General features: G+C 28.3%; 13 protein-coding genes. 4 read left to right on the top strand and 9 right to left on the bottom strand.

The window, feature by feature from the left end:
• The first annotated feature begins 100 nt into the window (after positions 1 to 100).
• The 3 genes from BM384_RS04425 (at position 101) to BM384_RS04405 (ending at position 3,374) form a co-directional block, all read left to right on the top strand.
• Positions 101 to 364 (top strand): uberolysin/carnocyclin family circular bacteriocin, encoded by a 264-nt coding sequence (locus BM384_RS04425; protein WP_090011471.1) that lies wholly within the window; start codon positions 101 to 103, stop codon positions 362 to 364.
• A 1,887-nt stretch (positions 365 to 2,251) separates the two neighbouring features.
• Positions 2,252 to 2,860: an ATP-binding cassette domain-containing protein gene (locus tag BM384_RS04410; RefSeq protein WP_090011465.1), complete on the top strand. Its 609-nt coding sequence runs from the start codon at positions 2,252 to 2,254 to the stop codon at positions 2,858 to 2,860.
• Complete coding sequence (locus tag BM384_RS04405) at positions 2,847 to 3,374, top strand: hypothetical protein (RefSeq protein ID WP_090011463.1); 528 nt, start codon at positions 2,847 to 2,849, stop codon at positions 3,372 to 3,374. Before BM384_RS04410 ends, BM384_RS04405 begins: the two co-directional genes overlap by 14 nt.
• Positions 3,375 to 3,421: 47 nt before the next feature.
• Here the strand turns inward: BM384_RS04405 and BM384_RS04400 are convergent, their stop codons facing one another.
• The 9 genes from BM384_RS04400 to BM384_RS04360 form a co-directional block, all read right to left on the bottom strand.
• Positions 3,422 to 3,949 carry a GNAT family N-acetyltransferase gene (locus tag BM384_RS04400; protein ID WP_090011461.1) on the bottom strand — a complete coding sequence of 176 codons (528 nt, stop codon included), beginning with the start codon at positions 3,947 to 3,949 and terminating at the stop codon, positions 3,422 to 3,424.
• Positions 3,950 to 3,959: 10 nt separating this feature from the next.
• Positions 3,960 to 5,225 carry an O-acetylhomoserine aminocarboxypropyltransferase/cysteine synthase family protein gene (locus tag BM384_RS04395; RefSeq protein WP_090011458.1) on the bottom strand — a complete coding sequence of 422 codons (1,266 nt, stop codon included), beginning with the start codon at positions 5,223 to 5,225 and terminating at the stop codon, positions 3,960 to 3,962.
• 95 nt (positions 5,226 to 5,320) lie between these two features.
• Complete coding sequence (locus tag BM384_RS04390) at positions 5,321 to 5,911, bottom strand: 5-formyltetrahydrofolate cyclo-ligase (RefSeq protein WP_242945952.1); 591 nt, start codon at positions 5,909 to 5,911, stop codon at positions 5,321 to 5,323.
• Entirely contained in the window at positions 5,895 to 6,875 is a 981-nt protein-coding gene (locus BM384_RS04385) for a homoserine dehydrogenase (RefSeq protein WP_090011454.1), read from the bottom strand. The genes BM384_RS04390 and BM384_RS04385 overlap by 17 nt, the downstream gene beginning before the upstream one ends.
• Before the next feature lie 389 nt (positions 6,876 to 7,264).
• Positions 7,265 to 9,109 (bottom strand): ABC transporter ATP-binding protein, encoded by a 1,845-nt coding sequence (locus BM384_RS04380; protein WP_090011452.1) that lies wholly within the window; start codon positions 9,107 to 9,109, stop codon positions 7,265 to 7,267.
• Complete coding sequence (locus BM384_RS04375) at positions 9,102 to 10,835, bottom strand: ABC transporter ATP-binding protein (RefSeq protein ID WP_090011450.1); 1,734 nt, start codon at positions 10,833 to 10,835, stop codon at positions 9,102 to 9,104. Before BM384_RS04375 ends, BM384_RS04380 begins: the two co-directional genes overlap by 8 nt.
• A gap of 15 nt (positions 10,836 to 10,850) precedes the next feature.
• Positions 10,851 to 11,312: a MarR family winged helix-turn-helix transcriptional regulator gene (locus BM384_RS04370; protein ID WP_090011448.1), complete on the bottom strand. Its 462-nt coding sequence runs from the start codon at positions 11,310 to 11,312 to the stop codon at positions 10,851 to 10,853.
• A gap of 137 nt (positions 11,313 to 11,449) precedes the next feature.
• Positions 11,450 to 11,683, bottom strand: coding sequence for a DUF370 domain-containing protein (locus BM384_RS04365; RefSeq protein WP_090011446.1), 234 nt, complete (start codon positions 11,681 to 11,683; stop codon positions 11,450 to 11,452).
• 316 nt (positions 11,684 to 11,999) lie between these two features.
• Positions 12,000 to 12,410 (bottom strand): flavodoxin, encoded by a 411-nt coding sequence (locus BM384_RS04360; protein ID WP_090011444.1) that lies wholly within the window; start codon positions 12,408 to 12,410, stop codon positions 12,000 to 12,002.
• 218 nt (positions 12,411 to 12,628) lie between these two features.
• On the opposite strand from BM384_RS04360, the gene BM384_RS04355 reads away from it, so the two are divergent.
• Positions 12,629 to 14,377, top strand: coding sequence for a 1-deoxy-D-xylulose-5-phosphate synthase (locus BM384_RS04355; RefSeq protein ID WP_090011442.1), 1,749 nt, complete (start codon positions 12,629 to 12,631; stop codon positions 14,375 to 14,377).
• Positions 14,378 to 14,535: the final 158 nt, after the last annotated feature.

Raw genomic sequence — 14,535 nt, 5'->3', positions numbered from 1 at the left:
ATAAGAAAATTAATATCAATTTAGACATGTAATGTTCGTTAGAATAGTAAATAGTTTTCTATCAAATGTTACAACTAGATTATACAAGGGGGGGAGTTTAATGAAAAAGAAAATGTCATATTTGATAATATCTTCTCTTGCTATTGCTATGATTGCTTCATCAATTGGCTTAGCAAGTACACTTGGTATATCTTCATATGCTGCAAAAAAAGTAATTGATATTATAGATGCTGTTTCTACAGTAGCTACAATAATCTCTTTAGCTACTGCAGTTATTGGAGCTGGAGCAATTTCTGCTGCAATAGTTGCTACTGCTAAGAAAATGATTAAGAAATATGGTAAGAAATATGCTGCTGCATGGTAAAATATTTCACAAGTGTAATTTAAAAGCGAAACTTTGTTTTCGCTTTTATTAAATAAGAATCAGGAGTATTATAAAATGTTAGATTTAATTATACATAGCTGGTACAAACAGCAAAAAACAATTGATGATATAAAAATATTCAAACTAGTACTATTAATCTTATTTATGATAACTTTATTTATTACAAATTTTATTTTTTATATTATTCTAAAATCTGATAATAAGTTTGATTCATTTGTAGTCGCGAATATATTTTCTCTTCTTCTAACGCAATATAACTTACCTACAATACAAGAAGGATTGAAAGTTGAAAAAATCAAATCATTCTTCTTATTAGGTAATTTTTATAAATATATATTTTTTTCTATCATCAGTAAAAATTTTTTATTAATTACTTTTATACTAGTTGCATTAGTAAATATCCCAGCATTCTTATTTACTGATCAATTAAATATTTTATTAATTATATATTTATTATTTTTTCAATCTAACCTTTTTCTTTTTAGATTCTCAAATAAAAAAACAAAAATAAATCTGTGTCTTCTAAATATTTTATACTTATTATTTATATATATAAATAATAGCTTAGTTAATATTATTATATGTATATTAAATGTTATAATTTATAAATTTATGTTAAAAAATATATTTTTATATAATTTTCTTTCTAAAAATTATAAGAATATTCAAGAAGATTCTTCAACAGATAATTTTTTCTTTTATATAATTACTTTTTTAAAAAGAATAAAGACAGGAGAATACATAGAAATAATAGTAACTTCACTAGTAGGTATTGTTTTATACAAATTTTCTGGAATTAAGTACTTATCTTATTTATTAGTTATATTTTTTATTACAAAACTACAACTAATAATAGAAAATAAGCAGATTCAATATAAAGAAACTTATTTAAAAAATGCTTTCTATAACTCTTTATATATTTCTACAAATAGAAAAATTTTATATTCTACTGAACTAAAGACCCTAATTATTGAATTTTTAACTTTAACTATAATTTCTATTTATTTATTATTTGACAAAGGCCCTTGTTTATATATATTTATTTGGATGCTAAATATCTCTCTACTTATGTATCTAAATTTATCCAAGGTACTTAAAACTTTTTATTACTTTTTAGATAACAAGCACTTTTTCAAGGGAACTATACTAAATATAGTACTAATATATTTAATTCTGATTCATTTAAATTTTGATATTATCTTTAAATACTTACATATAACAAATATTTCAGATTTGACAATAGAATTTATAAAGTTATTTTTTATACTAATATGTATAATAATTAAATTTGAAAAATTATTCATGTTAAAAAACTACGGAGGCAAGGATGAAACACAATTTTAAATTTAAATTAACTTCATTAATTAATTGGAAACACTATTTTTATTTTATCCTAGTTTACCTTGCTATTATTGTTGGCTTAACTGCATTCTTTAGATATTTCTTTATATTAGATTCTAATTATATATCTGAATTCAAAGATCATAGCGTACAAAATGTACTAGCTATTCTCTATCATAATATATTGAACTTTTTACAATATATATTTTTTGCACCACTTATGCCTATATTATTTTTCTTAGATTGTATCACTACATCTTGGGCAATTAATGTATCAATACTGAATAAAGGAATATTACCCAGCTTAATGAAACTATTTCCACATGGTTTTATTGAAATTCCCAACTTCTGTTTATATGTTTATATCTCTTATTTGCTTATGAAAGAATTTTATTCTAACATAAAAAATAAAAATCATAGCTTCTTTCAAAGTATAGTTAGATACAAAAAGCTTTTAGTATCTAATTTTATTCTAATTATAGTAGCTGCTGTAATAGAGGGGCTTATCACATAAGGAGAATTATTATGCAATTAGTTAATTTAAAAAAATCATATAATGATAGATCTATATTTCAAAACTTAAATTATACATTTGAAAATGGCAAAATATATTGGTTAAAAGGTGAAAACGGAATTGGAAAGAGCACCTTCTTACGATCTCTTATTGGTATTGAAAAGTTTACTGAAGGTCAAATAATTAATCTACCAAAAAAAATATTATATATTCCAGAAGTGGAATTGACAGAAAAATGGCTAACTATAAAAGAAAATATTACTTTTCTTTATAAAATAGCAGCCATAAATCCTGATCCAAATATAGAAATAAACAAAGCATTAAATATCACCCCTACAGATTTTAATACCATGAGTATGGATTGTTCTACAGGAACAAATATGAAGATAGGTTTTTCTCTATTATATTCAGAAAACCATTGGGATTTAATTATCATTGATGAAGCTTTTTCTCACATTGATTTAAATACTCAAAATTCACTCTTACAAAAATTAATAGATTTAAGTACAAAGACAAATTGTATAGTTATATTTATTCATCACGATGATATTTCTAAAATATTTGATGATAAAATCATTACTTTAACATTAAGAAAGGATGGTATTTATGAAAGTAAATAAAACTGAAAATAGTGATATATTAATAATATTAATATCTTTAATAGGATATATTCTTATATTTAACTTTTACGTTAATATGACAATTACTAATTCTAATTCACTAAATTCGGAATTAAATTCTATATTCCAATCTAGTGATATTCAAATAAGTTCACTAAATGCATTGATTATAACAATCTCTTCAATAACAGCCTTATTAATTGCTACAATATACTTTTTAATCAACAAATTTTTATTAAATCTTCTACATATAAAAATAACTTCAAGTAAGCTTATATTAACAGTGTTAATTGCCTCAATGCCTTGTCCTTTACTATGCTGTATAGCATCGTCTCTATTTAATATTGATCTTATGAATAATGTCTTAAGGATTATAGTATCACTATTAGAACCATTGTTAATGGCTTTTCTTCTAAAAGATAGCTTTAAAAATAAAAAATCTTATGTTATCTATAGTACTATTCTCTTAGTATTGGCAATTGGAAGCACCTTAACTAGTAATTTACTCAAATAACAAAAAACTCTCTCTAGTTAAGCTATTTAATCTAGAGAGAGTTTTTATTATTTAAACTCTTCTTTCAATATTGAATAAAAAACTAAATCCACTATTCTTCCATCAAATAGTTTTCTGCCTCTTCTTAAAGTTCCCTCATACTTAAAACCACATTTTTCAATAACTCTTTTAGATTTATAATTAAACCTAAAATGATATACTGATATTATATCTAGTTTTTCTTCCTCAAATCCATATCTAATAACTTCTTTAGATGCTTCCGTCATAATTCCTAGCCCCCAGTAATCCTTAGACAAAACATAACCTAACATCTTAGAATTTATTCCATTTCTATGCTCATCCTTTTGAAACCCTATAGAACCAATAACCTTTTTATTTTCTTTTAATTCTATTGCCCATATATCATCCTTTTCTATAAAAGACTTCAATATTTTTTCAGACTCTTCTTTACATGCATGAGGCTTCCATCCTGCATTAGGACCTACCTCCAACCTCTTTGCATATTCATAAAAATCATCTAAATCCTCTAAAGTCCAGCTTCTAAGTCTCAATCTTTCTGTCTCTAATACCCTCATTTTTACCTCATTAAATATTTTCCATTGCTTGTTTAATATCTTCTATTATATCATCAATATTTTCAAGTCCAACAGATAATCTTATAAGACCTGGAGTAATTCCAGCTGCAACAAGTTGTTCATCTGTTAATTGTCTATGAGTTGAACTAGCTGGATGAAGTACACATGTACGAATATCAGCAACATGTACAACATTAGAAGCAAGTTTTAAGCTATCCATGAATTTAACAGCATTTTCTCTACTACCCTTTATTGAAAAAGACATAACCCCACTACATCCTTTAGGTAAATACTTCTTAGCTAAATCATAATATTTATTGCTTTCTAAAGTTGGATAATTTACAAATTCAACTTGCTCTAAACTATTTAAAAACTCAGCTACTTTCTTAGCGTTTTCACAGTGCTTTTCCATTCTAACAGGTAAAGTTTCTAGTCCTAAATTTAAAAGAAATGCATCTTGAGCTGTTGGATAAGCTCCCATATCTCTTATCATTTGAACTCTAGCCTTAGTTATATAAGCTTTATTTCCAAATTCTTTTGTATAAACTATTCCATGATAAGATTCATCTGGTTCTGTATATTCAGGGAATTTTCCATTAGTCCAGTCAAAGTTACCACTATCAACAATTACTCCACCTAATTGAACAGCATGTCCATCCATATATTTAGTAGTTGAATGAACAACTATATCTGCACCATATTCAAAAGGTCTGCAAAGGATTGGAGTTGCAAAAGTATTATCTACTATTAATGGCACTCCATTTTTATGAGCAATTCTAGCAAACTTTTCAATATCTAAAACTTCAATTGATGGATTTGCAAGAGTTTCTCCAAAAAGAGCCTTAGTATTTTCCTTAAATGCCTTTTGGATTTCTTCTTCTGATGCATCTGGATCTATAAATGTACACTCAATACCAATTTTCTTTAAAGTCACTGCTAAAAGATTAATTGAACCACCATATATTTTTGCTGATGCTACTAAGTGGTCTCCAGCATGAAGTATATTTAATATTGATATCATAGTTGCTGCCTGTCCAGAAGTTGTACATAATGCCCCTACTCCCCCTTCAAGTGCTGCTATTTTATCTTCAACTGCACATACTGTTGGATTAGAAATACGTGAATACATATGCCCTTCAGCTGTTAAGTCGAATAACTTTCCAATAAATTCTGTTGATTCATATCTATATGTAGTACTTTGATATATAGGTAATGCATTTGGTTCTCCATTTTTAGGTGTATAGCCTGCATGCAGACATTTAGTTTCTATTTTCATAAGTATAGCCCTCCAAAATATTAATAAACCCCCATTTAAAACGAGGATTAGCAATTAATGTAATTATAATACACTTACATAATTTAATCTATATTCTATTTTAAAACAATAAATCTTTTTTCTGTAATAATATAATCTGCTCTTACATCATGTTCTTCCATTGGTACCTTATCTATAAGTTGAAAATCGTAGCAAAGAGCAGCCTTAGGAATATCCTCTGATAAACCTTTAAGATATTTATCATAATATCCTGCACCATATCCAACTCTTCCACCCTTATCATCAAAGGCTACCCCAGGAAGTATAACCAAATCTAAGTCTGATTTTTCTGCAGCCTTTATTTCTTTTGATGGCTCTAAAATTTGATATTTACCGCTCTTAACTAAACTATCTAAAGACTTTATTTCAACAGCATCCATAGTCTTATTTTCTTCATTAGTTCTTGGAACGAAAATTCTCTTCCCCATTTTTAAAAACTCATTAATATAATCGATAGTATTTATTTCACTCCCAAAACCTACATAAATAAAAATATTATTAGCTTTATTAAAAAAGTCCATTCCTTCTAATTTTTCTTTTATAATATTATCAAATACTGTTCTTTCTTCTTTAGATATATTGCCTCTTTTTTTCAATATTTCTTTTCTTAAAGTCTTTTTATCCATACTCCTATCTCCAATCTTCATTTATATAAATATCCCTAAGTACCGCTGCTGCTGCATTTCTAGGCGATGATGCCCCACCTATTACTGTAATATCTCCTAAAATATCAGTTTTGTAAAATACACCTTTATTCTTTCCTTCTATAAAAAACAAAGGGCTATCTTCATCTACTTCTATTGGTTTTACCCTTACTTTTATTTTTCCACTTTCCTCAATAGCTTGTCCAACTAATTTTATTTTTCTTCCCTTTTCATCTACTCTCTTTATATCTTCTAAAGACACATTCGTTATTCCTTCTATTTCTGCATCTTTTAAGGTTAAATTACTACCAATTAAAACATTGCTTAAAATAATAGTTTTTATTGCTGTATCATAGCCTTCAACATCTAGATAAGGATTTTTCTCTGCAATTCCTATTTCTTGTGCATGTTTTAAAGCCTCTTCATAAGATTTATTTTCACATCTCATAGCATTTAATATGTAATTAGTTGTTCCATTTAAAACACCCTGTATTTCCTTAATTTCAGCTCCCTTAGCTCCATATTCTCCTAAGCTTATACTAGGAAGGGCTCCCCCAACTGTACATCCAATTCCTAGATAAGCACCAGTTGATTCTGATATAGCTTTCAAATTTTTATATTCTAATAAAATAGGTCCTTTATTTCCTGTAACTACATTTATACCTTTTGATAAAGCTGTTTTTATAAAAGATAAAGCAGGCTCACCAGTTTCAATATTAGTGCTAGTAAGTTCAATTAAATAATCTATATCTTGATTTTTTATATTTTCAAAAGTAAGCTTATTTATCCAATTTTTATTTTTCTTAATATCTTTATCAATAATTTCTCTTAAATCTAAACTATCTTTATTAAAAATCCCCCCATCACTTTTTAATATATATTTAAAGTCTATAGGAAGATTTTTCTCATATACTAACTTTATAAATTCTTTTCCTACAGCTCCATACCCTATAAGTCCAACCTTCATTTAATATTCTCCTTTATATATATTAATAAAATTTTACCATAATTATATAATTTAGGTTAATATTATTCTAAATAACTTTATAATTTTCTAAATGAGCAAAGTGGCTGACGCCACGCTTTTCGGCGCAGAAATCAACTTTGCATAGCCTATCAAAAGGTTATAAAAGCAAAATAACTTCATATTAAAATACAATTTAATTATTTTGCTTTTAGGTTCTTTTACGTCACTACAATTATTTTCTAATGTCTTTACCACCTTAGATAGCTGAAAGTCCCTATTTATCACGTTTTACTTTCTTGAAAATTTTAAACTTTCCTACACATAAAAAAAGAGATATGTCTGAATAGTATTTAATCATTCAAACATATCTCTATATTTAAGTTTCTAATTTAGTCTAATTCTTTTTTACCAGTATATAATTGATGGTATCTACCCTTCTTATCAAGTAGATCTTTATGAGATCCTCTTTCAATTATTTCACCTTGTTCAAGAACCATTATGGCATCTGAGTTCTTAATAGTAGAAAGTCTATGTGCAATAACAAATACTGTTCTACCTTCCATAAGTTTGTCCATACCTTCTTGAATTAACTTTTCAGTTCTAGTATCTATAGAACTTGTAGCCTCATCAAGTATAAGAACTGGTGGATTAGCTACTGCTGCTCTAGCTATAGCAAGTAATTGTCTTTGACCTTGAGATAAACCTTCTCCATCTCCAGTAAGGACTGTATCATATCCATGAGGAAGATGTCTAATGAATCCATCAGCATTTGCAAGTTTAGCTGCTGCTATAACTTCTTCATCAGTTGCATCTAACTTACCATATCTTATATTATCTGCAATTGTACCTGTGAAAAGGTGAGTATCTTGAAGAACTATTCCAAGAGATCTTCTTAAATCATCCTTTTTAATATCATGTATATCTATACCATCATAAGTTATAGTACCTGATTGTATTTCATAGAATCTATTAATTAAGTTAGTAATAGTTGTTTTACCAGCACCAGTTGAACCAACAAAGGCAATCTTTTGTCCTGGTTTAGCATATAATGAAATATTCTTTAATATTGTCTTTTCAGGATAATATCCAAAAACAATATCATCAAATATAACTTCACCTTTTAGTTCTACTAAAGAGCCATCTTCTTTCTTCCAAGCCCAACGATTTGTACGTGTAGTACTTTCTTTTAGATTTCCTTTTGGATCTTTTGTAGCATGTACTAATGTTATCTTTCCTTCATCTAATTCAGGTTCTTTATCTAAAACATCAAATATTCTTTCAGCACCAGCTAAGGCAGCTAAAATAACATTCATTTGTTGAGATACCTGAGCTATTGGGTTAGTTACCTGTTTTGTATATTGAAGATAAGATACTAATGTACCAAGGTCTAACATACCTCCAATAGTTAATATCCCACCAACACAGCAACTTATAGCATAGTTGATGTGAGAAAGGTTTCCGAAAGTAGGCATTATCATACCAGCAAAAGTTTGAGCTCCTGTAGAAGCTACTCTTAAGTCTTCATTGTGTTCATTGAAGCCTTCTATTGCTTTTTCTTCATGACAGAATACCTTAACTACTCTTTGACCTTCTATCATTTCTTCAACATATCCATTTAACTTACCAATATTCTTTTGTTGAAGTCCAAAATAATATTTACTTTTTGATCCTAATCTTCTAGTTAAAAGAACCATTATCGAAAGTCCTATTACAGTTAATACACCTAGAATTGGACTTAAAACAAACATCATGATAAGTGTAGAAATAAAAGTTAATGATGAAGCTACTATATTAGTAACACTGTTATTTAAAGCTTCATTTATATTATCAATATCATTTGTGAAAAGACTCATTATGTCTCCATGGTTATTCCAATCAAAATAACTAACAGGAAGAATTTGCATCTTTTCAAATAATTCTTTTCTCAAATCCCTAATAGAATTTTGAGCTATATGTACCATAATTCTTGAGTAACCATAAGAAGCTAATGCACCACATGCAAATACTATACCTAAGATAGTAAGCATTCTAGCTACTCCTCCAAAGTCACCTGGAAGTATGTAATCATTTATTAAAGGCTTTAGTAAATATGAACCTGTTACTAATGCTGTTGAGTTTATAATTATAAATATAAAAACTAAAGCTAATAAACCTTTATACTTTGCTGTATAACTTAGTAATCTGCCTAAAGTTTTCCCTAGATTCTTAGGGCCATGTTTCTTTTCTTTACTCATCAAAACCAGCTCCCTTCTGTTGAGAATTATAGACATCTTGATAGATTTCACTAGTTTTCATTAATTCATCATGTGTTCCCATGGCTGATACTTTACCATCATCCATTACAATAATTAAATCTGCATCACATACTGATATTACTCTTTGAGCAATAATTATCTTTGTTGTGTCTCCTAAGTCTTCTGCAAAAGCTTTTCTTATTTTTGCATCTGTAGCAGTATCTACAGCACTTGTACTATCATCTAAAATTAAAATCTTAGGTTGTTTTAAAATAGCTCTTGCTATACATAATCTTTGCTTTTGACCACCAGATACGTTGACACCACCTTGGTCTAGAACCATGTCATATCCTCCTGGTAGTCTATCAATGAACTCATCTACACAAGCTGCTTTACATGCTGCTTCAATTTGTTCTTGTGTCGTATTTTCATTACCCCACTTAAGGTTTTCTCTAATAGTTCCTGAGAATAAAGTGTTCTTTTGAAGAACCATAGCAACTTCATTACGTAAAGTTTCAAGGTGATAATCTTTAACATTAACATCTCCAACTAAGACTTCACCTTGAGTTACATCATATAATCTTGGTATAAGTTGAACTAAACTTGTTTTAGCTGATCCTGTTCCACCAATAATACCAACAGTTTGTCCTGATTTAATCTTTATATCAATACTAGAAAGATTTAACTCTTCACTATCATGATCATATTTAAAGTCAACATTCTTAAATTCAATATCACCATTCTTAACTTCCATAACTGGATTTGCTGGATCTACTATATCTGGTTCTTCTTCTAAAACTTTAATTATACGTTCAGCTGAAGCAAAAGATCTTGAAACCATCATTAAAACCATTGAAATCATCATAAGTGACATTAATATTTGGAATGAATAAGTGAAGAAACTTGTAAGTTCCCCAACTGCAAGAGTTCCTTCATGAACCATGTTTCCACCAAACCAAAGTATTGCTATAAGGCTTGCAAATACTACTGCTTGCATTATAGGCATATTTAATACTACTAGTCCAAAAGCACCTTCTGACATAGCTAATAAATCATCGTTTCTCTTATCGAACTTCTCTTTTTCCTTATTAGCTCTAACGAAAGATTTAACAACACGTACACCTATTAGGTTTTCTTGAACAACTGTATTTATATTGTCAATTTTTCCTTGCATACTCTTAAATTTTGGAGTTGCATTTCTTATAATTGTATATATTGCAATAACTAAAACTGGCATTGAAACTAAGAATATAAGTGATAATTTTGGACTTATAAATACTGATAATGTAAATGCACAAATTAGCATCATAGGTCCTCTAACTAAAAGTTTAACTCCAATAGTAAAAGCATTTTGTATAGCTGTTATATCTGTTGTTAAACGAGTAATTAATGAAGCTGTACTAAAGTGTTCAATATTCTTAAAAGAGAATGTTTGAATCTTTTTATATTCTGCTTCTCTTATTTCTGCACCTAAACCTTGTCCAGAAATTGCCGCAAATCTTGCTGCACCAAGACCTAATGATAATGATATTAAAGCCATAACTACCATAAGAATACCTAACTTAATTGTATAAGCTATATCCTTATTACTTATTCCAACGTCGACTATTTTAGCCATAACAAGTGGTATAATTAATTCAAATACCGCTTCAAAAGCTGCACATAAAATAGCGAAACAAGCTTCTTTTTTATACTTTTTCAAGTATGGGTATAATTTTTTTAGCATTAGTATCTCACCTCTCTATTTATTTTCTTCTACATTCTTTAGTATCTTTTTTAATAGGTTATTAAGATTAGTTTTTTCTTCTTCAGTCATATTATTCACTAACTGTTTTTCCATATTTACAATTTCATGATTAAAAGCATGTTGAACAACATATTTTCCTTTATCCGTAAGCTTATGGCACGTACATCTTCCATCTCTTTTATCTGGATATCTTATAATCATTTTTTTCTCTTCTAGTCTCTTTAATATTCCCGTAACTGTTGGAGTTTTTAACTTTAGATATGATTCAATATCCCTTTGATAAATATTTTCTCTATCCCTATTTTTCCACAAAAAAATAAGTACATCTTCCTGTACTGCTGTAATATCGAATTGCATTAGATTTTTATTTCTCATATTAATAAGTGCATGACTAATATGTTTAATTAATATTCCATTTAAGTCGTTCGCATCTCTTGGATCTATTAACTTACTCAAAAAAACACCTCCTATAGAAAAAAGATAGCATGCTACCTATTATAAAATTTTTTTTGATTTTTTTCAACAAAAAATTTCTAAAAACAAAAAAATTGCAGTATAGCTTTTCTCTATACTACAATGTTAATTAATAAATATTAAATTTTTCGACCTATTGTTTCAGGTTGAATAGCTGATAATATTATATGCCCACTATCAATTACAATAACAGATCTTGTTTTTCTGCCACAAGCCGCATTAATTAATATTCCTTTATTTTTAGCTTCTTGAATCAACCTTTTTATAGGTGAAGAATCTGGACTTAATATTGCTATGACTCTATTTAGTGCAACTATGTTACCAAATCCAACATTTATAAGCTTAACATCCATATAAGAATCCCCCCTTTAATTTTTACTTATTACATTTATACAGAAAACCATTACACAAGATATCAAGCTTATACTCTAGTAATGTTATTCATATCATCAAATCGTTTTTATAACTATTTTAATTATATGTTATTTTTAGGTCAATTTAAAGATATTTTTTAATTTTTAGACTATTTTCCAGCTTTTATCAAGATGTTTTTGCTGTAACCTATCATATAGATATCAATATTTTATTATAGTTTTAACCACATAAAAATACTGGCTGCACAGAGTTACAACTGCACAGCCAGAGAGCCTAAAACTTTATTATATACTATTATAATCTTGCTATTTTCTTTCCAAATTCAATAGAGCTTTCATCATCATCGTCTGCTTCATTAACAATTAATCCTTCTTCTACAAGAATAGCTCCCATACCTTTCATTCTATCTTCCCATTCTCTCATCCAAGTTCCATCGCCCCATCCATATGAGCCAAATAAAGCAACTTTCTTTCCTGAAATAGAGCCATCTAATTCATCTACAAATGAGTCCATAGAACTTTCTAGAGATTCATCTCCATAAGCTGGACATCCTAAGATTATTATTTCTTCATCCTTTACATCATTTAGAGATGCTGATTCTACACTTATTAATTCTACTTCTTTACCAGCACTCTTAATTCCATCACTGATTAAATTAGCCATTTTTTCTGTATTACCTGTTCCACTAAAAAATACTATTTTCATAATTTTCATCTCCATTTCTCCGTATTCTCGACTTTTATGACTTTATTATATTTTTAATTCAATGAATATAATGTGATTTAAATCAAAATTTTTATTTTCTATAAAAAAATATATTTTTTATAAACAAATACACTTGACTTAGAGTTAACTCTAACATTTATAATTTGATATATAGGGCATAATAATGTTACTAATAAACAAAGAAAAGGAGTTTTAATATGTACTTAGAAAAGATAAAAACACCTGATGATGTTAAAAAATTAAATATAGATGAATTAAGAAAATTAGCTGAAGAAATTCGTAAAGCTCTTATAAACCGTGTAAGTAAGAAAGGTGGTCATGTTGGGCCAAACCTTGGTATGACAGATTCAATTATTGCTTTACATTATGTATTCAATTCACCTGTAGATAAAATTGTATATGATGTATCTCACCAAAGTTATCCACACAAAATGCTTACTGGAAGACAAGATGCTTATTTATATGATGAACATTTTAATGATGTTTCTGGATATACAAATCCTGATGAAAGTGCTCATGACTTCTTTAATATAGGTCATACTTCTACTTCTGTAAGCCTTGCATCTGGTCTTGCAAAAGCTAGAGATTTAAAAGGAGATAAAGAGAACATTATTGCTGTTATAGGTGATGGTTCTTTAAGTGGTGGTGAAGCTTTAGAAGGTCTTCATTTTGCTGGAGATATGGACACTAACTTCATTATTGTTGTAAATGATAATGATATGTCTATTGCTGAAAACCATGGTGGTTTCTATAAAAACTTAAAAGAACTACGTGAAAGCAATGGAAAATGTGAATGTAATTTATTCAAAGCAATGGGATTAGATTATGTATACTTAAATGATGGTAATGACTTAGAAAAGTTAATTGAAACTTTCAAATCAGTTAAAGATATTAACCATCCTATAGTTGTTCATATAAATACCAAAAAAGGTAAAGGATATGCTATAGCAGAAGAAAAGAAAGAAGACTGGCACTGGCATATGCCATTTAATACTGAAACAGGAGAAACAACTAGATCTTTCAGTGGTGAAAGCTATGGTAATATGACAGCTGAATACTTATTAAAGAAAATGAAAGCTGACAAAACAGTTGCTGCTATTGTTGCTGGTGTTCCTACTAATATAGGATTTACAGAAGATAGACGTAAAGAAGCTGGAAAACAATTTATAGATGTTGGTATTGCTGAAGAACATGCTGTTGCTCTTGCTTCTGGTATGGCAAAAAATGGTGGTAAGCCAGTATTTGCAACTCACTCAAGCTTTATGCAAAGAACTTATGATCAAATTTCTCAAGATTTATGTATAAATAAAAATCCTGCAACACTTTTAGTAAATACAGCTTCTATTTATGGTATGAATGATGTAACTCACTTAGGTATATTTGATATTCCTATGATGTCAAACATTCCTGAACTAGTATATCTTGCACCAACTAACAGTGAAGAATACTTTGCAATGCTTGATTGGAGTATAGAACAAAATGAACATCCAGTTGCAGTACGTATTCCTTGCAATGGAGTAATTCATACTAATGAAACTGTTGATACAGACTACAGCAACTTAAATACTTATAAAGTAACTCAAAAAGGAAGCAATATTGCTATATTAGCTCTTGGAGATTTCTATCAAATAGGTGAAGCATTAGCTAAAGCAATTGAAGAAAAAACAGGTACTGCTCCAACATTAATTAATCCTCGTTATATAACAGGAATAGATGTAGATACATTAGAAAGTCTAAAAGCAGACCACAGCCAAATAGTTACTTTAGAAGATGGTATTTTAGATGGTGGTTTCGGTGAAAAAATAGCTAGCTTCTATGGTCCTAGTGACGTAAAAGTTTATAACTATGGATTTAAGAAAGAATTCATTGATAGATATAAAGTAGAAGATATCTTAAAAGAAAATCGTATAACTCCAGAACAAATTATAGAAGACTTAGGACTATAATACTCAAACGAAGCATATAAAAATGTATGCTTCGTTATTTTATATAGAATTATTTGCATAGCACTATTTTTACGGTATAATTTACATATATAGTAATTTTGTATTCAATTTATATTTAAATTTATTTAATATATGAAGGAGGAAAAATCCTATGTATG

The organism is Clostridium sp. DSM 8431 (assembly GCF_900116755.1).
Lineage (GTDB): Bacteria > Bacillota > Clostridia > Clostridiales > Clostridiaceae > Clostridium.
Note: the sequence above shows the minus strand (reverse complement) of the source record. Positions and strands in the feature narration are given on the sequence as shown.